We start from the raw sequence: 16,972 nt of genomic DNA on the forward strand, positions 1-16,972 counted from the left end.
GCAAAGAATGAGAGGGGTGATGTTCCTTTCTTTGTATGTTCATTCGATTGCGATCCGGGATTTCTTTGCATCTTTTGTCTTTTTTAAGGTCACCTCAAGTACGCCGTTCCGGAAACTCGCCCGTGCGTCCTTGTCCGTTACGTCCGTCGGCAGCGCGACAATCCTTCTCATCGAGCCGGACATCCGCTCCCGCATGTAGAAACCCTTGCCTTTCTCCTCGCGCTCATCGCTCCTCTCGCAGGAGATCTCAATTGCCCGGGGATTAACCAGCTGCAGCGATACGGCTTCCTTGTCAACACCCGGGAGGTCTGCGACAACGATCACGTCATTGTCATGTTCGCGGACGTCTACGCGGAACTCCCCGCGGATCGCGGGAAGCATCCGGTCGCTCATCCCTCCTGCGGGAAGGAGCCTGCCTCTTTCAGACATCTGACGGAACAGGCTGTCAATTTCCTCCCGCATCTCGTCCATCTCATGCCAGATGGAGTCGATTGGATACCTTCTCCATACCATGGTCATGCCTCCTTTGTTCCCCTGCTTCTGGTTTGGGGATAACTCAAAGTTATTATTTATCATTAATAAATATTGCTGTCATTCCAACCGGTTCGGAATAGTTTATACTGTGCAGTTGCGATGTAGTAAGGAGGATTAGTTTTATGGGAGAAAAGAAACGGAAAGAGGCAACCGTGAAGACCTGGAAGAAGATGCTCTATGTCGCGGTTGCCATACTTTTTGTCGTTGTCATGGTGGTCTCCACCCTGGGAATGAACTGGATCTCCGGTATTGCGCCGGTCAAAGCAGGGGATGCGGTACAGGTCGATTACACCATCTATGACTCCACCGGGAGGCCGTTCCTGACAACAGACCAGCAGGTATACAAGGAACAGGTAGCCAAGGGGGCCTCGCTCCTCTTTGCACAGCGGCTCACCCTGACCGCCAACCAGTCCTACCGTCAGGCTCTCTTCCCGATACTGGTGTACTCCCCCATGAATGGCGGGAGTTACCAGGAGTTCGCCCTGTACAACCCCGAGTATGCTGCCATCAGCAATGCGGTTGTCGGTATGAAGGCCAATGAGAAGAAGAAGGTCATTTTACCAACGTCCGGCACCATGACCACGCTCCTTTCCCCTGAAGACTTGGAGAAAACCCAGATCGACATAAAGTCCCTGGAAGCCGGTGACTCGCTGCTCCTTGGCGTATCGGAAAACCCTGAGTCAATGGCAGGAAACACTTCAGTAGTCTCGTACGTCCGGCTCGCCCAGGTTGTCCGGGTCTCCGATGCCGGGGTTGTCGTGGATTTCGGCTACCCGTCCGCCGATATCACCGTAGTCCAGTTCTCCCACCAGTAAATATCTCCCTTTTTTAGCGGTTAGTTCCCGCTATCGTGCATGCGGCATTTGCAGAGTGAGCAGGCGCGTTTTTCTATGGCGGAGGGATGCATCAGGATAATGGAAATACTTCTCCGGCAATTCCCTCAAGGGATAGAAGGGATTGGAAACCTCCCTGAATGCTATAAAATCAAAAAACAAAAGCAGTCCCTAGGGGATCCCAGGCAGTGGAACCATCCCCTTGTAGCGATGGAATCTGTCCGTTTCCTTGCGAAACGATCAAACGCGGGTACCGTACATCCTCTTGATCCGGTGGGCCACAGTCTTCCATCCCTCTTTTCTCATGAGGGGGCCGTCGCGGAGCTTGATGTGCGAGACCCGGAACCGCTTTCCTGATGCCGTGTAGACCTCATTGACAACAAACGGTTGTTCGCCGTCGCATTCCATGTAGAGGGGGATCGTTTTCCAGCCGTCGTGGATGGAGACCTTGACAACCACATTCTCGATGGCACGGGTCCAGAGCGTGGTGATTTTTCCCGCCTTTGCCCGTTTCACCCGCTTCTCGCCACACTCGATTGCCGTCACCTCAACGCCAAACGCATCGTCCCCGCATTCGGCAACGAGATGGTCTTCGACACTGCACTCATCATCTTCTGCAAGCTCGATCCCGCAGTTCTTCGAGGTGCCTTCACGGGACACGATCGCCTTGACCAGCAGGACCTGCGGTTCTTTCTCCTTAGGGATCCTGTGGTGGTTTCCGCAGGCTGTGCACCGCACGAGCAGGTCGCGGGACTCTGATAAGACCTCGTGCTCGGTCTCGTCCTTGCATTCAGGGCATTGAGCGGTGATAAACATTGAATATCAATGGCAACCCTCACATGATAAAGCATGGCGGCGCAGGAACATGTACAGTGCCGGGGACACCCCCTTGTCCTCTCCACCCACCCGACCACGTTCGAGGTCACGGCAGAGGACCACCTCACCGAGAACGGCAACTGCATCATCGGCATTGCCGCGGACAAGGGGTGTGCCGGCCTCTCTTCGGCGTTCCGGCAGGCACTTGCCCGCGATGACGCGATCCTTCACACACGGCTCGAGTGCGGTGGTGTGGTCGCTGAGATAGTCTCGCGCGGGTCGGCGAAGATGACACTCGACCATCCCACGGACATGGTCTGGAGAAAGAGCACGTTTGTCTGCGGGAGGACGATTGGCATCCTCTCCGACCGGGTGGCGCTCACGCTGCCACGGGACCTGGTGAAAAACCTTGCAGCGGGAAAAGAGATGACAGTCACCCTGAGGGTCACGCGTCCCGGCCAAGGGTCGTGATCTTCACCTCGGCCTCGGCAAGCATCGTCTCGCACTGCTTGACGAGGGCTGCACCCTGCTCGTAGAGTTTCATGCTCTCGTCAAGGCTCGTGTTCCCGTCCTCTATCTTCTCGATGATCTTCTTCAGCTGCTCAATTTTCTTCTCATACGTTTCCGTCATGGTGTACACGCTCCACGATCACCTGGCTGCTGCCGTCATAAAACCGGAGCCGGAGCCGGTCCTTCTCTGCAAGCCTTCCGGTGCTCTTTACAATAGTCCCGTCTTTCTCTGCAACACAATACCCGCGGGAAAGCACGGCGGAAGGATTGTGGCTGTCGAGTGCCACCCGCATTCCTGCCAGGACGAGGCGTTCCCGTTCGAGCCGGGTGGAACATGCCCGTTCAAGCCGTTCCGCAAGGTCGGCGGCAAACTGCTGCCGTTCTTCGATCTTCTGTGCCAACCTACGAGGCCGGAGCCGGTCACGGAGACCGGATATCTCTTCCTTTGCCCATGCCAGCCTACCGATGAGGGCAGAGCCCATCAGGTCACGCAACTCAAAAAGCTGCAACCGTAAGGTGTTCCGGTCCGGGACAGCCAGTTCGGCAGCTGCTGAAGGCGTCGGCGCCCTGACGTCCGCGGCAAGGTCGGCGAGCGTGACATCCACCTCGTGGCCGATGGCGCTGACCACCGGGACCGGGCAGGAGGCGATTGCCCTGACAACATCCGGGTGATTGAAGGGAAAGAGGTCCTCAAAGCTTCCTCCTCCCCGTGCAACGATCACGACATCCGCGAGCCCGGAGAGCCGTCGGACTGCCGCGGCAATCTCCCCGTGTGCCTCCTCCCCCTGCACAGCGGTAGGGGAGATGATGATTTCGACCGGGTAACGCCGGGTGATGACATTGCGGATATCGTGGATCACGGCCCCGGTCTCGGAAGTGACCACCCCGATCCGCAACGGGAATGCGGGCAGATCCCGCTTGCGCTCTTGGGAGAAAAGTCCCTCTGCCGCGAGTTCCTTCTTCCACTTCTCAAGAAGCAGGTACTTCTCACCGAGCCCTGCCTTTTCCATGGACCGCACCCGGAGCTGGTACGCTCCATGCGGGGCATACAGGGTGACCGATCCCGTTACAACGACTTCCATTCCCTCTTCCGGCCGGAAGGCAAGTCGGTCCGCATCCGAGCGCCACATCACGCACTTGATCACGGCTGCCGTGCTTCCACCTCCCTTCTCCGAGAGGGAGAAGTACCGGTGCCCGCTGCCATGGTGCTTGTAGTTGGTCACCTCGCCCCGGACCCGGACATCCTGGAGCCGGGGGTCATCGAGCAGGTCGCTGATGATGGCCGAGAGCTCGGAGACGAGCAATGGGGCTGCCGGTGCAGCCTTCTTTTCCGGCTCATCAGGGGTGTTGAACCAGTCCATCAACAACTATTAGGGTAAAACCGCATATCAAATAGTAGTGTTATGGTGCCGCTCGGCGTATCCAGCATGGTCTTCCACGAGTACACGACCCCGGAGATCTTCTCCTCTGTATCGCGGGCCGGGCTCGACGCGATCGAGTACTGGATCGAGACCCCGCATTTCTGGCTCCGGGACCTCCCTGTTCACGAAGTTGTTACCGAGCACACAAACCACCCGGAGATCGCGACGCTCACCGTCCATGCCCCGATCCTGGACCTGAACCCGTGCTCGATCAATCCCGATGTTGCCGAGGTTTCCCTGGAATATGCGGCACGATCCATAGAGATGGCCGGGCAGATGGGGTCCCGCGTCATAACCCTCCATCCCGGGCGGCGCACGGCAAAACGTCCACCCGGTGAAGCGGATTTTGCCCGCTTCGCCCGGTACATCGCGGTAGTCCGCGAGACCTCCCTGAAAGACACCATAAAGGTGAGCATGGAGAACATGGAACCCATCGTCAATTCGCTTCTCTGCACACCGGAACGGATGCGGAAACTGCTCGATGACGAGCCCTGGCTGTATTTCACCCTCGATGTTGCCCACGCGCTCTCGAAAGACGATGAGGAACCGCTGCGCTATATCGAGCTGTGCGGTGACCGGCTTGCAAACGTGCATATCAGCCGCAAAGAGGGAAAGACACTCCATATGCCGCTGGACCGGAGCCCGGTCATGGCCGGGGTCATGAAAGCCCTCCTGGAGATCGGGTACCGGGGTCCGCTGACGCTCGAGATCGATGACCTGAACTTTGGGAGGCCCCTCTCAGCGGAGGAGAAGATCGCAATCCTCGCCCGCGACCGTGCCTTCATGCAGGAATGCATGGAGTAATCGCTGGTTTTATTAAATTCGCTCCCGAATATACTGGTACACTTTAAGGCGAAGTCGTATATCGTGCACCCGCACGTTGTGAAATCCAATGATAGAAAACGCACTTGAGATCTTCCTTTTCATCATCTGCGTCATCCTCTCTGCATTTTTTTCGAGTTCGGAAGTCGCGCTCATCTCGATGACCCGGGCAAAGGTACGGACCCTCGACAACGAGAACCGTGTCGGGTCTCATGCCCTCATGGCCTTGAAAGAGCACCCGGAGCACCTCCTGACAACGATCCTCATCGGCAATAATATCGTCAATATCTCCGCAGCATCCCTGGCAACCGCAATTGCCATCCGGTGGTTTGGCGATATCGGGGTCGGGATTGCAACCGGGGTTGTCGTTATCATCCTCCTTGTTTTCGGCGAGATCGGCCCGAAGATCTATGCAACGCGGGCTCCCGATACGTTTGCCCTGACCGTGGCGCCGATCATCCTCTTCCTTTCCCGGGTGTTCTCTCCCATCATCTGGGTTGTCGAGCGGGTGACCCCGAAGCTGGGACTTGGCAAGGATACGGCAGAGCCTTCGGTAACGGAAGAGGAGATCAAGGAATGGATCGACGTAGGCAAGGAAGAGGGGACCATCGAGCAGGACGAGCAGGAGATGCTCTATTCGGTGCTCGAGTTCGGCGACACCACCGCCCGCGAGATCATGACGCCCCGGGTTGATGTCACGCTGATGGAGGACACGGTCTCGTTCGAGGACGCCATCCGGATCTTCAATGAGACGGGCTTCTCCCGGATACCGGTTTACCATGACCAGATTGATAACATCAAGGGTATCCTGAATGTCAAGGACGTCTTTGCCGCCATGGTCTCGCGGAGGAAGAACGCCACGATAAACGAAGTGATGTACGACCCCATCTTCGTTCCCGAGACCAAGAAGATCGATGACCTGTTAAAGGAGCTGCAGGTCCACCGCGTCCAGATGGCAGTCGTCATCGACGAGTACAGCAGTTTCGTCGGCATTGTCACGGTCGAGGACATCCTTGAGGAACTCGTCGGAGATATCATGGACGAGTACGACAAGGAGGACCCCGATGTCCAGGAGGTTGCCCCGGGCGTCTTTGTCGTTGACGCCCAGATGTGGATCGATGACGCCAATGAACGGATGGCGATCAGTCTCCCCAAAGACGAGTCCTATGAGACGATCGGGGGCCTGCTCATCGACCGGCTCGGGCACCTGCCGCTCCATCCCGGGGAGAAAGCCGAGTTCCCGGAACAGAATATCACGCTCTCGGTCATGCAGATGCACGGCCGCAGGATCGTGAAAGTGAAAGTCCTTGTTCACTCCGTGCACGGGAATGGCAAAAAACCGGCTGGCGATGAGCCATCCCCGGAGAAACCATGAAGAAGCGCATTGCAGTCCTTGCATCTGGCCGGGGGTCGAACTTCCAGGCCGTGATTGATGCCATAGCCGCAGGAACGATACCGGCAACCTGCGTTGCGCTCATCACGGACAACCCGAAGGCTTATGCAATCGAGCGGGCAGGAGCAGCAGTGATCCCGGTAAAGATTGTCGACTATGCCTCCTTTCCCGCGCGGGAGGCATACGAGCGTGCCCTTCTTGCCGCGATGCAGGAGTGTCACGCCGACCTCTTCGTCCTTGCCGGCTACATGCGCATCGTGGGCCCGGAGATCGTACGGGCATTTCCCGGGAAGATGGTGAACATCCACCCGGCGCTGCTCCCCAGCTTCCAGGGCCTTCACGCCCAGCGGCAGGCATGGCTCTATGGCGTGAAGGTCTCGGGCTGCACCGTCCATTTCGTGGACGAGAGCCTGGATGGCGGCCCAATCATCCTCCAGCGGACCGTGCCGGTCCTCGATACCGATGATGAGGACTCCCTTGCCGAACGCATTCTCGAACAGGAGCATATCGCATTCCCAGAAGCGATCCGGCTCTTCTGCGAGGACAGGTTGGAGATTGTGGGACGAAAAGTCAGGACCCGGAATTAGGGCTAGTTTCTCGCCCTTGTTGCTTTTCTGACCCGGAAGGTTATTACCCGGAACACCGAAAGATTACCACAACCGGGAGCCGCACCAGGGACAATGAAGCCTAAATCCAAGAACCCGGCGACAAAGAAGATCGCAAAAGAACGGATCAGCGAGTTGTTCGCGCAGGCAAAGCAGGCCTTTCCCGAACACCCGGAACGGAGCAACCGGTATGTGGAGCTCGCACGGAAGATCGCGATGCGCCAGCGGGTCCGGATCGACCGCGAACTCCGCCGGCAATATTGCCATCACTGCTACGCCTTCCTTGTCCCGGGCAGCAACATGCGGGTACGGGTACACGACGGCAATGTTGTTGTCACCTGCGGCTCCTGCAACAAAAAGATGAGATACCGTGTGGTGAGACCAGATGCCGGAACCAAATGACCGATCCATGCAGGACTTAAAGCCGACCGTATGGATCGGCAAACAGGGCTGTTCAGACACGATGATCGAGGAGATTGTCGCCCAGCTGAAGAAACGGAAGCTGATCAAGGTAAAGTGGCTCCAGAGTGCGGAGGTCGAACCGGAGGAGATCGCGGCCCGGGCAAAGGCCCGGCTCGTGGAGGTCCGGGGCAGGACGCTGGTGCTTGCCGAAAAGGGAAAGGGTGCCGCATCTCCCGTGCGCCCCGAAAAAGCCCCGGGAAACACCCTGGGAAAACCACCGGTGAAGCGGACCACCCGTACGACTGCCCGGAAAGAGGGCAGGTCAGTAGCGGTCCAGTCAAAGGGTCGGGCGCCGGCAGCCAGATCCCCGGCAACGGAAAGCCCTGCCGGAAAACCGCGCCAGACCGGGGCGCTGAAGGCAGGGAAGAAGTAATTCACGGTCCTGATAACGCCCTTTTTCATTCATCGTTTTCTTACCTGTATCTCCGTCGTTACTTCCGCCGGTGGAAATATATAAGAACCCTCCTGCCCTATAAGTTAAGACTGTTATTTCATTATCAACAGTAGAGGTATCACATGACGACTGTATACGATGTTCCCGCTGACCACATCATCAGGAGGGTCGCCGAGGAGCTCAAGAAGCGGAAGGAGATCGTTCCCCCCGCATGGGCTGCCTTTGCCAAGACGGGTGTCCACAAGGAGATGCCCCCTGAAGACCCCGACTGGTGGTTCACCCGGGCAGCAGCAGTACTGAGACGTGTCTATGTCGACGGCCCCCTGGGCGTTGAACGGATGCGGAGTTTCTACGGCGGAAAGAAGAACCGCGGTTCCAAGCCCAACGCGTTCCGCAAGGGCAGCGGCTCCATCCTCCGTAAGTCCCTCCAGCAGCTCGAGGCAGCCGGCCTCGTCATCCACGACAAGACCGGGCGCCGGGTTTCCCCTGAAGGCATGAAGTTCATGGACAATCTCTCCGCAGATGTCTTAAAGAACCCGCCTGCACCGGTACCGAAGCGTGTCAAGCCCGTTGCCGAGGAGCCCAAGAAGGCTGAAGGCAAGAAGGGCAAGCCAAAGGGCGAGAAGGCAGCAGCTGCTGACGGTGCCGAAGGTGGCAAGGCCGAGAAGAAGCCTGCCAAGAAGAAGGCAGATAAAGCAGAAGCACCCCAGTGAGGTGTATTATGGGAGACGACGAGCTGGCAGAACTCCGCAGACGCAGAATGGCCCAACTCCAGCAGCAGGCTGGCGACCAGCAGGCAATGCAGGAAGAGCTCGAGCGGCAGCAGCGCATGAAATCCCAGATCCAGATGATACTCATGCAGGTTCTCGAGCCTGATGCGCGGGAACGGCTGAATACCATCAAGCTGACCAAACCTGAGTTTGCCGGGGCGGTCGAGCAGCAGCTTGTGGCGCTTGCCCAGAGCGGCAGGCTCCAGAAGAAGATTACCGATGCACAGCTTAAGGAGCTGCTCCGGCAGCTCGCGCCTGCAAAGCGGGATTACTCCATCACCAGACGATAATGAAAGCTGGAGTGCTGTACAGCGGCGGAAAGGACAGTTCCCTTGCAGCGATCCTGCTGGGTACGTATTACGAGGTCGAACTCAACACGTTCGTGTTCGACCCGCTCCGCCAGATCCCGTCCGTGGAGGCTGCGGCAGGTGCACTCGGTTACCCCCTGAAAAAGAGGGTATTCAGACAAGGAATGATTGAAGAAATGGCTAACCTGGTGATAACAAAGGGGTATCCGAACGATGCCATCAATGCTATCCACCGGGCCGCCGTGGAATCGCTCGCAGCGGAGTATGACGTGGTCGGGGACGGCACACGGTTTGATGACCGGGTCCCGATGCTCCCGCGTGATGCGGTCCAGAGCCTGATGAGCAGGACAGGGTGTTCGTACGTGCGGCCCCTGCTCGGCATCCCCAGGCGCGAAGTCGACCGGCTGGCGGACCAGCTCCTCGTGGTGAACTACGGGGAGACCGGCACGATCACAAACGGCGACTATGAAGCAGAGTTGAGGGACGCGATCCGGGCCCGCGGGCTCGATCCGGCACCCCTCTTCCCGTCCCACCACGAGCAGTCGCTCGTTGTCGGCAGGAAAAACAATTAAAGGTGAACAACGATGAGCAAGGTAAGCAAGGGTAGGAAAATCCGGCTCGCGAAGGCATGCGACCAGAACCGGCGCGTGCCCCAGTGGGTCATGGTCAGGACAAAGCGGGGAGTTGTGAACCACCCAAGAAGGCGCAACTGGCGCAAGAGCACGCTGAAGGTGTAGACAATGGCAGAGAAGATGGAAGAGCACGTCTACGTCATCCCCCTCCGGGATGCACGCCGCATGCCCCGCTGGAAGCGCTCGAACGGCGCTATCAAGGACATCCGGAAGTACCTGGCCAAGCACATGAAGAGCGAGGATGTAAAACTCGACCAGGGTATTAACGAGAAGGTATGGTCGCGGGGCAGCTCGAAGCCGCCGTCAAAGATCCGTGTCCGTGCCATGAAGATGGAGGACGGGCAGGTTCAGGCAGAACTTGCACCGGAATCATAAGATGGAAAGGACGATCACGTTCGACGGCGATCCGAACATCGGGGTCTTTGCCCGGGTGCTCGGCGACATCGCCATCATCCCCCCCGAAGCACCGGAGGATTTCAAGGCAGCCCTCAGGGCCGCGCTCGGCGTGACACTTGTCGAGACAACTGTCCAGGGGAGCTCGATCATCGGCTCGCTTGTTGCCGGCAACAGCCGGGGCCTGGTTGTCTCGGGGCTTGCCACCGAGGAGGAGATCGATATCCTCTCGCAGCACCGCGAGGTCCTGCTTTTGACGGAGTCGATGAACGCGGCGGGAAACGTGATCATGGCAAACGACAGTTTTGCCGCAGTCCACCCGGACATGCCGTCCGACCTGAGGGAAGCCATCGGCGAGTTCCTCGGCGTCGAGACCATTGCACTCGTTCTTGGCGGCGTCAAGACCGTGGGAATGGCAGGGGTTGCGACCAACAAGGGCGTGATCGTGCACCCGCGGGCAACCGACCGGCAGATCGAGCAGCTGGAAAAGATTGCACAGGTCCCGGTGGGCACCGGGTCCGTTAACATGGGCAGCGGACTTGTCTGCACCGGCCTCCTTGTCAACGAACAGGGCTACATCGCGGGCAATGCCACGAGCGGGTTTGAACTGGGCAGGATTGAAGACGTATTTGGTTTTCTGGAGTGATTCAACATGGCAGATCAGAAGTTTGAAGTGAAAGGCTCGTTTTTGATGGGCGAGGACTGGATGCCCTACACGAAAGTTGTCGAGGCACCCAACGAGAAGCAGGCCGAGGAACGCACCTTTGCGACGATCGGCAGCAAGCACAAGCTGAAACGCCGCTACATCAAGGTCGACGGCGTCAAGCCGGTCAAGGCATAACATCCATCACATTTTCTCTCCTTTTATCCGGTCTTTTCCTGTGGCCCTGACCGGACGGTCACCGGTACCGGATTCATTATCACGTATCGTGCCGGATATCTCCGGCATGAAGGAAGACACCCGCTGGAAGGTGCTCGTGGGGCTTGCGCTTGTCACCCTGACGCTGTTCCTGATGACCGTCCACTACCTGGTATTCCAAGACCTGCACCACCTTGGCATCTTCTTTGTCGGCGACCTGGTCTTCATACCGGTCGAGGTCCTCTGCGTTACCCTGATCATTGACCAGCTCCTTGAATCCCGGGAGAAGCAGCAGCGCATGGAGAAGCTGAACATGGTGATCGGGATCTTCTTCTCCCGCGTCGGTACCCCACTCCTCTCCCGTCTCTCGAAAGCGGATCCCTGTAATCTGCCTCTACAGAGGGAACTGGAGGTCAGCCCCGCGGACTGGACCGCCGACCGGTTCCGCCAGGCGCGGGCTTCCCTTGACGTGTGGAAGTGCAAAGTTGATCCGGCAGGGATTGACCGGGAATCGCTCCGCACGCTCCTTGACGGCAACGAGGACTTCCTCCTGCGCATCATCGAGAATCCGACAGTCTTCGAGCACGAGACCTTCACGGAGCTGATCCTTGCCGTAACCCACCTGACCGAGGAACTGAAGGCCCGGGACGACCTCTCGATCCTTCCCCCGGCCGATATTGCCCATCTTGAGGGAGACATGGAGCGGGTGTATTCCCGGCTCGTGCCCGAGTGGCTGAAATATATGGAATACTTAAAGAACCATTACCCGTACCTCTTCAGCCTCGCGATGCGGCAGAACCCGTTTGACGCAAAAGCAAGCGTAGTGGTACAGTAGGGGGTATCCCCCTCTTAAAAACAAGGGGTAGGGGGGTTCCTGCGTACCCCCCTACCCGCGGGTACCTGCCCCGGCCCTCTTTTTTACCCTGTTGCCAGACGTGACCGTGCATACAGCAGATCTCCCGTTCACCTGTTTTTCCTGCTATTTCTCATCGTTACAGGGGGGTATCCGGTATACCCCCCTCCCCTCATGGCGGGAGGTCTGATCGATTTTCACCACATGCCGATGGGGGGGTATGCCGGACACCCCCCACTCAAAACCAGGATGTATGCAGTAGTGCACACAGGATCGTTCACGGTTTTCCATGACCTCTCCGTCAGATAATGCGTGTCCTATCATACCCGAAAATGGTAGTGGCGAGTCTGTTCCGGCCAAAGGGGGGAGGGGTCTTTCGGATACCCCCCCTCCCTGTGGTTGGGGTGGTTTGCACGGATTTTTTCCGGAACGGGTGGGGGGTATACCGGATACCCCCCTGCATCGCAATGCAGACAGATATATTTCCAGACCCCCGTACTGTAGCTAATCATCACATCCGGAGAGGGTCACCCTGAATACCGTCCACAAGAAACTGATGCTGCTTGTCCTGATCTTTGCGTGCGGGGTTCTGCTCGGAGCCTTGTATATGAATTCCCTTTCGCCCGGAGCAGCACATCCGGAAAAACAGTCCGTGTATTCACGGCAGGCACCGGAGCCGATCGGCTCCTACAGCCAGGGGGTCCGGTCCGGGGGCTTTGTCTGGCTCTCGGGACAGATAGGTATCGATCCTGCAACGGGGAACCTGACCGGAGGAATCGAAGAACAGACAACCCGTGCCATGGAGAACCAGAAAGCGGTCCTCACCGCGTCCGGTCTCACCTTCGCTGATGTGGTCCAGACACGGATCTATCTTACCAGCATGAGCGATTTTACTGCGGTCAACCGGATCTATAGTACGTATTTCACCGATACCTTCCCGGCCCGATCCACGGTGCAGGTTGCCGGCCTGCCCAAAGATGCGCTCGTGGAAATCGAGATGATTGCAGAGAAGCGGTAACGTTGTTCTCTTTTTTGCTCTGTAGAAAACCTCCATCCAGTCATTGTTCCCCCCCCCCTTGCGCCAGCCCTGCCCCCGAGGGGGCGCCCTTCGGGGTGGCGACCGTTCATCACAACCGGGGGTATGGGGGCATCAGCCCCCATCATCACTTCAACGGAGTTCAACAGAGTATTTTTTTCTGTTTTCTACAGTCAACCCTGTATTATTAAAAAAGTGAGGGGCAGTCAGTACTCGCGGTACACCAGATCGCCCTCGTGGACCCGCTCGCTGACCCGGATGCCGATGTCCTGCCCCGGGTCAGCCTCCACGATGGGGCTGTGGTCGAACTCCATCGACGTCACGGTCTGGTGGATGTCGTCATGCGGTCCCAGGATGTGGATATGGTCCCCCCGCGCAAGGTGATCCGAGAGGACGATAGCGGCCACACCCACTCTCGGGTAGTAGTGGGTCACTTTCCCAATTACGGTCTCCATTGTCGGTTCCCTCCCGACATGAGACTACTATCCGGGCCGGGAAATAAAGGTTCTCCAAAAACGGGCATTGCATACCCGGCCCGGGTTACCGGTTTCCGGCCAGTGAACCGGATAATGGTGGCGCACTTCTCCGTACAATCCGGCTGGATTTTTTAATGGTGTTGTAATTTTTCATGGGTTTGTAATAAAAAAATCCGGTTAAATTTTTTTTCATGCTGATTGTCAATACACCCACGCTGAAACTCCTGAATTCCTCGACAGTGGTAGCGATCTCGGCCGCGTTCCGGCTCCATATTGCGTTCCTGCTTGCCGGCATTGCCACACGGTTCCTGCCGTATATCGCCTTCGGCCTGATCATGTATGCGACTTATACGCTTGACCGGGCCCTTGAATGCAAAGAAGATGCCATCAACAAGAGCGAACTCTGCGGGGCGAACCGGAAGATCGGGCTGGCTGCCTGCATACTCGCGTTCCTGGCCGGTACCGTCCTGCTTTTTCTCGACGGTATCTATCTGGCACCGTTCGTTCCGTTTGTCATCGGGTATTTCTACTCCAGAGGGTTCCGCCTGGGGCCGGTCCAGCTCAAGCTGAAAGGAAGCCTCGGCGGGAAGAATATCATTGTCGGGATAACCTGGGCTGCAACCATCGCACTCATCGTCGGCCAGTGGTGCAGCAACCTGATGACCATCGGGATCATCCTCCTGTTCTTCAGCCTGAAGGTCTTCATCACGTCGTGCGTGAATGACTTCAAGGATGTAAAGGGAGATATCATTGCCGGTGTCAGGACGCTTCCGGCCTATCTTGGGGAGAAGACGACAAAGAAAATCCTCCTCGCAGTCCTTGCCGCCATGTATACGGTCATGGGATTTGCAGTTTTCTTCGGTGTGATTCGTGACGAATGGGTGATCCTGCTCTTCAGCCTTGCGGTCACGATCGCATTCCTGGTGGTCTATTCGCCGGCATTCGAGAACAGCCCTTCAGTCTTTTACCGGAAAATGAGGGAACTGGCAATCTCCTGGGAGTCGATCCTGTCTGTCGGTGTCAGGGCCTGTCTCCCGGGATAATTCAGTTTTTCAGTTTTTCGGAGTTTTTCACGAGGTACCGGTATATCCGCTCTCCCCATTCGAGCGCGGACGGATCCCGGCTGGTGACGTCGTTCTTGGAATCAAAGAAACCGGTAGTATAGAACAGGGATATGGAGAAGTAGGTATCGGTAACGGTGTAAGAGAACTTGAAGTCCTTTTTTGTCTCGTAAATGCTGGTATTGTCAAGTTCCAGGTACTCCTGTATCCACCCGGGATATTTCTCGTTAAGGGTCTTGATGACCCCCGGCGTGAAGATCAGGGATGAATCAACCCCGTTTCTGGCAATGTCCATGAAGAACGCGGGCCATGTCGGGTGAACGGTATGTGCCAGTCCCCTCACCTTTTTTGCAGGGGAGATATTCTTCAGAAAGGTACTGACGTCGAATATCTCCTCGTCGGAATTCTCGATGATCTCATAGTTTCCGAGCAACCGGATATCAGAAAGGATATCGAAGGGCAGGACATCGATAGTATGCTCGGACCAGAACTTGCGGTCCCGTTCAAAAACCTCCAGGGTCCTGATGAGGGGCTCCATGTGGGTTGCCAGCACTTTTCCCATCGGTGTCAGGGAGAACCGCCTTCCGTTGCGCTCGATCAGGTGCTCCTCCTCCAGAATCTTGATCTGGGGGAGCATTCCCGTCGAGGTTACCTTCAGGATTCGCTTGATATCGTCCCATTCGCAGGGCCCGTTGTTGAGAAGGATCAGGAGGTTCCTTCGCTTGTCCGATGCAGAGACGACGTTCAGAAGTTCGTTCATAAACCACCCGGTTCTCCTGTACTATCCAGTACTATGATCAACAGCCCATGAGAAAAAACCTCCAATGTATGAATATTATAATTGTTCCGGATACTCGTGGGATGCCCTGAAAGAAGAACCGGATGGAGTCCGGTTGCGATTCCGGCGCGATTCCTGTACAGCTTGGTCCGGGGCCGGCGGTCGCCACCTGCCCGGTTCCTCCCTCATTTCCGGGAAATGCCGTTCTGCCGGATTATCGTGGTGTTAAAAATTTTAATGGTGTTGAAATCTCCAGACGGATAGTAATAAACTCACTCTGCCTGATATTATGCCGGGGCGTCCAACCTCACGTAACGCATCACATCACCTTGAGGTTTGGAACGAACCCTTCCGGTTTTTGCCGGTGGAATCAGCACACGAATATCCATCCCATTGATATCCATCATGAATCCTGATGGCAGTGCCCCGGCACCCCCGGAAGACCCCGGACGTTTGAGGTTCCTCTCTGTCCTCTATGTCGATGACGAGCCTGTGCTCCCTGATATCTGCCGGATCTATCTCTTGAAGTATGGTATCACGGTGACCCCGGCTCCGTCGGTCAGGGAAGCCCTCCGGCTCATGGAGTCCAAACACTTCGATCTCATTCTGTCGGATTACGAGATGCCCGGGATCGATGGCGCCGGTTTTCTGAACATACTCCGTGAGAAACACATTTCCCTGCCGGTTGTCATCTTCTCCGGTCAGGCTCCCGATACCATGCGCGGCGGGGTCTTCAGCAGAGGATCCGTGTACTATGTCCGGAAGGGTGGCGAACCGCGGAAAATGTTCAACGAGCTGGCAGGCAGGATACGCGATGCCTTCCGGAAAGACCAGGAAAAAGCGATCCTCCAAAAGATTGCGCTGCAGTACAGGACACTGTTCGAGCAGTCCGGTGCCGCAGTCGTGACGCTGGACGACAGCCTGCTGATCACCACAGCCAACGCCGGTTTTGAGCAGCTGACCGGGTATGGAAAGGACGAGATCGAGAGGGTCCTGCGGTAGGGCGACGTTGTCCATGACCGGGATGCCGGCCAGATGATGGAGTATATCCGGTACCTCCGCCGGGGAGCGACTCCCGCGGGAAAGGAGCTCTCGTTCTGTCTCAGGACAAAAAATAACCAGATCCGGCCCGTCCTTGCAACCATCTCTCCGGTGCCTGCTGCCCAGTGGAGTGTGGCCTCCCTGATCGAGATATGGCAGTCTCCCCTTAACCGGGACAGCCCGGGCACAAAAACCTGAAGCCGGAAAAACAGGAAGGCAGACCCTCATCGTCCCTGATCCGTACCCCGGGCTGCGGGCCTGACATCAATTCAGCCTCTGCGCACTCTTGTTATTCCGGGGTACCCTGTGCCGGTCCGGTGCCTGCCCGGGACTGCATGAGGGCGTAAAAATACTCCGGCTTCCGGGTAAGGCAGAGCTTATGCCAGGCGTCGAGCGTGGCAGGTGTCATCACACCCAGCTGCCGGAAGATATGGCATGCGAACTCCACCGGTGCAAGCCCGCTTGCCGTAACAAGGTTCCCATCCGTCACCGCAGGCTCGTTCACATAGAATTGCCCGCCCCGATAAGCCGGGCAGAACATTTTGAGGGCTTCCAGGTCGTTGCTGGTGTGCGGCCGGTTGTCCAGCAGCCCTGCATTCGCAAGACCGAACGTTGCGCCGCAGACAGCCCCTACGGTTGCCCCGCTCTCCAGCACCTCGCGGACCTTTGCGATGACCGGTGCCTGTTCCGGGTTCAGCCAGGTATCGGCTCCCGGCAGGAGGAGCAGGTCGCCCTCGTCCGGCTGGATCTCCCCAATCAGGACATCCGGTTTCAGGTGCAGCCCGCCCATGGTTGTTATCGTATCCCGGGTCCGCCCGCACAGGACAACGTCATACCAAAGTGACGGGTCTTTCAGGAACCGTCCCGAGTGAAGTTCGGCAAGGACATGGCCTGTCTCCCAATCAGAGAGCGTATCGAGAACCGCAAAATAGATCGAACTCATGGATATCCCGTTGATCAGCGGGAGGAAAAAAA

The 16,972-nt window shown here is 57.3% G+C and carries 26 protein-coding genes; 19 read left to right on the forward strand and 7 right to left on the reverse strand.

Annotation, left to right across the window (positions count from 1 at the left end):
• Positions 1-39: 39 nt before the first annotated feature.
• Positions 40-513: an Hsp20/alpha crystallin family protein gene (locus tag METFOR_RS05365; protein WP_015285089.1), complete on the reverse strand. Its 474-nt coding sequence runs from the start codon at positions 511-513 to the stop codon at positions 40-42.
• A 143-nt stretch (positions 514-656) separates the two neighbouring features.
• Here METFOR_RS05365 and METFOR_RS05370 point away from each other — a divergent pair, with 143 nt between their 5' ends.
• The gene (locus tag METFOR_RS05370; protein ID WP_015285090.1) at positions 657-1,349 is read left to right on the forward strand and encodes a hypothetical protein; all 693 of its coding nucleotides are present in this window, start codon (positions 657-659) and stop codon (positions 1,347-1,349) included.
• 258 nt (positions 1,350-1,607) lie between these two features.
• Here the strand turns inward: METFOR_RS05370 and METFOR_RS05375 are convergent, their stop codons facing one another.
• Positions 1,608-2,183 carry an HVO_0476 family zinc finger protein gene (locus METFOR_RS05375; protein WP_015285091.1) on the reverse strand — a complete coding sequence of 192 codons (576 nt, stop codon included), beginning with the start codon at positions 2,181-2,183 and terminating at the stop codon, positions 1,608-1,610.
• Between the two features lie 33 nt (positions 2,184-2,216).
• Between METFOR_RS05375 and METFOR_RS05380 the strand changes: the two genes are divergently transcribed.
• The gene (locus tag METFOR_RS05380) at positions 2,217-2,654 is read left to right on the forward strand and encodes a DUF371 domain-containing protein (RefSeq protein WP_015285092.1); all 438 of its coding nucleotides are present in this window, start codon (positions 2,217-2,219) and stop codon (positions 2,652-2,654) included.
• On the opposite strand, the gene xseB is transcribed toward METFOR_RS05380, so the two are convergent.
• Positions 2,629-2,814, reverse strand: coding sequence for an exodeoxyribonuclease VII small subunit (xseB, locus tag METFOR_RS05385; RefSeq protein ID WP_015285093.1), 186 nt, complete (start codon positions 2,812-2,814; stop codon positions 2,629-2,631). The two genes, METFOR_RS05380 and xseB, sit on opposite strands and share 26 nt — an antisense overlap.
• A complete protein-coding gene (gene xseA / locus METFOR_RS05390; RefSeq protein WP_015285094.1) occupies positions 2,798-4,054 on the reverse strand; it encodes an exodeoxyribonuclease VII large subunit in 1,257 nt (418 codons plus the stop codon). Before xseA ends, xseB begins: the two co-directional genes overlap by 17 nt.
• A gap of 42 nt (positions 4,055-4,096) precedes the next feature.
• Between xseA and METFOR_RS05395 the strand changes: the two genes are divergently transcribed.
• The 14 genes from METFOR_RS05395 to METFOR_RS05460 all read left to right on the forward strand — a co-directional run bounded on the left by METFOR_RS05395 (position 4,097) and on the right by METFOR_RS05460 (position 12,623).
• Complete coding sequence (locus tag METFOR_RS05395; protein ID WP_015285095.1) at positions 4,097-4,918, forward strand: sugar phosphate isomerase/epimerase family protein; 822 nt, start codon at positions 4,097-4,099, stop codon at positions 4,916-4,918.
• Positions 4,919-5,006: 88 nt separating this feature from the next.
• Positions 5,007-6,311 carry a hemolysin family protein gene (locus METFOR_RS05400; protein WP_015285096.1) on the forward strand — a complete coding sequence of 435 codons (1,305 nt, stop codon included), beginning with the start codon at positions 5,007-5,009 and terminating at the stop codon, positions 6,309-6,311.
• Positions 6,308-6,916, forward strand: a complete 609-nt coding sequence (purN, locus tag METFOR_RS05405; protein WP_015285097.1) for a phosphoribosylglycinamide formyltransferase — start codon at positions 6,308-6,310, stop codon at positions 6,914-6,916. The genes METFOR_RS05400 and purN overlap by 4 nt, the downstream gene beginning before the upstream one ends.
• A gap of 93 nt (positions 6,917-7,009) precedes the next feature.
• On the forward strand, positions 7,010-7,336 hold the full coding sequence (locus tag METFOR_RS05410; RefSeq protein WP_015285098.1) for a ribonuclease P protein component 4: 327 nt from the start codon (positions 7,010-7,012) through the stop codon (positions 7,334-7,336).
• A complete protein-coding gene (locus METFOR_RS16140; RefSeq protein WP_015285099.1) occupies positions 7,320-7,769 on the forward strand; it encodes a YhbY family RNA-binding protein in 450 nt (149 codons plus the stop codon). The genes METFOR_RS05410 and METFOR_RS16140 overlap by 17 nt, the downstream gene beginning before the upstream one ends.
• Positions 7,770-7,912: 143 nt before the next feature.
• Positions 7,913-8,503, forward strand: coding sequence for a 30S ribosomal protein S19e (locus tag METFOR_RS05420; RefSeq protein WP_015285100.1), 591 nt, complete (start codon positions 7,913-7,915; stop codon positions 8,501-8,503).
• Between the two features lie 8 nt (positions 8,504-8,511).
• The gene (locus METFOR_RS05425) at positions 8,512-8,850 is read left to right on the forward strand and encodes a DNA-binding protein (RefSeq protein ID WP_015285101.1); all 339 of its coding nucleotides are present in this window, start codon (positions 8,512-8,514) and stop codon (positions 8,848-8,850) included.
• Entirely contained in the window at positions 8,850-9,440 is a 591-nt protein-coding gene (locus METFOR_RS05430; RefSeq protein ID WP_015285102.1) for an alpha hydrolase, read from the forward strand. Before METFOR_RS05425 ends, METFOR_RS05430 begins: the two co-directional genes overlap by 1 nt.
• 12 nt (positions 9,441-9,452) lie before the next feature.
• On the forward strand, positions 9,453-9,605 hold the full coding sequence (locus METFOR_RS05435) for a 50S ribosomal protein L39e (RefSeq protein ID WP_015285103.1): 153 nt from the start codon (positions 9,453-9,455) through the stop codon (positions 9,603-9,605).
• A 3-nt stretch (positions 9,606-9,608) separates the two neighbouring features.
• Positions 9,609-9,875: a 50S ribosomal protein L31e gene (locus METFOR_RS05440; protein ID WP_015285104.1), complete on the forward strand. Its 267-nt coding sequence runs from the start codon at positions 9,609-9,611 to the stop codon at positions 9,873-9,875.
• A 1-nt stretch (position 9,876) separates the two neighbouring features.
• Positions 9,877-10,539, forward strand: coding sequence for a translation initiation factor IF-6 (locus METFOR_RS05445; RefSeq protein WP_015285105.1), 663 nt, complete (start codon positions 9,877-9,879; stop codon positions 10,537-10,539).
• Between the two features lie 6 nt (positions 10,540-10,545).
• Positions 10,546-10,734 (forward strand): 50S ribosomal protein L18Ae, encoded by a 189-nt coding sequence (gene rpl18a / locus METFOR_RS05450; RefSeq protein ID WP_015285106.1) that lies wholly within the window; start codon positions 10,546-10,548, stop codon positions 10,732-10,734.
• 106 nt (positions 10,735-10,840) lie between these two features.
• Complete coding sequence (locus tag METFOR_RS05455; RefSeq protein ID WP_015285107.1) at positions 10,841-11,587, forward strand: hypothetical protein; 747 nt, start codon at positions 10,841-10,843, stop codon at positions 11,585-11,587.
• Between the two features lie 625 nt (positions 11,588-12,212).
• Positions 12,213-12,623 carry a RidA family protein gene (locus METFOR_RS05460; protein WP_048111187.1) on the forward strand — a complete coding sequence of 137 codons (411 nt, stop codon included), beginning with the start codon at positions 12,213-12,215 and terminating at the stop codon, positions 12,621-12,623.
• Positions 12,624-12,847: 224 nt separating this feature from the next.
• Here the strand turns inward: METFOR_RS05460 and METFOR_RS05465 are convergent, their stop codons facing one another.
• Entirely contained in the window at positions 12,848-13,096 is a 249-nt protein-coding gene (locus tag METFOR_RS05465) for a U32 family peptidase C-terminal domain-containing protein (protein ID WP_015285109.1), read from the reverse strand.
• Positions 13,097-13,308: 212 nt separating this feature from the next.
• On the opposite strand from METFOR_RS05465, the gene METFOR_RS05470 reads away from it, so the two are divergent.
• Positions 13,309-14,160 carry a UbiA family prenyltransferase gene (locus METFOR_RS05470; protein ID WP_015285110.1) on the forward strand — a complete coding sequence of 284 codons (852 nt, stop codon included), beginning with the start codon at positions 13,309-13,311 and terminating at the stop codon, positions 14,158-14,160.
• A gap of 1 nt (position 14,161) precedes the next feature.
• Here METFOR_RS05470 and METFOR_RS05475 read toward each other — a convergent pair whose 3' ends face one another.
• On the reverse strand, positions 14,162-14,938 hold the full coding sequence (locus tag METFOR_RS05475; RefSeq protein WP_015285111.1) for a helix-turn-helix transcriptional regulator: 777 nt from the start codon (positions 14,936-14,938) through the stop codon (positions 14,162-14,164).
• Between the two features lie 423 nt (positions 14,939-15,361).
• Between METFOR_RS05475 and METFOR_RS05480 the strand changes: the two genes are divergently transcribed.
• The gene (locus tag METFOR_RS05480) at positions 15,362-15,958 is read left to right on the forward strand and encodes a response regulator (protein ID WP_015285112.1); all 597 of its coding nucleotides are present in this window, start codon (positions 15,362-15,364) and stop codon (positions 15,956-15,958) included.
• Positions 15,959-15,991: 33 nt separating this feature from the next.
• On the forward strand, positions 15,992-16,195 hold the full coding sequence (locus METFOR_RS05485; protein ID WP_015285113.1) for a hypothetical protein: 204 nt from the start codon (positions 15,992-15,994) through the stop codon (positions 16,193-16,195).
• A gap of 91 nt (positions 16,196-16,286) precedes the next feature.
• Here the strand turns inward: METFOR_RS05485 and METFOR_RS05490 are convergent, their stop codons facing one another.
• On the reverse strand, positions 16,287-16,940 hold the full coding sequence (locus METFOR_RS05490) for a type 1 glutamine amidotransferase family protein (RefSeq protein ID WP_015285114.1): 654 nt from the start codon (positions 16,938-16,940) through the stop codon (positions 16,287-16,289).
• Positions 16,941-16,972 lie beyond the last annotated feature (32 nt).

Origin of the sequence: Methanoregula formicica SMSP (assembly GCF_000327485.1) — an archaeon.
GTDB classification, from domain to species: Archaea; Halobacteriota; Methanomicrobia; order Methanomicrobiales; family Methanospirillaceae; genus Methanoregula; species Methanoregula formicica.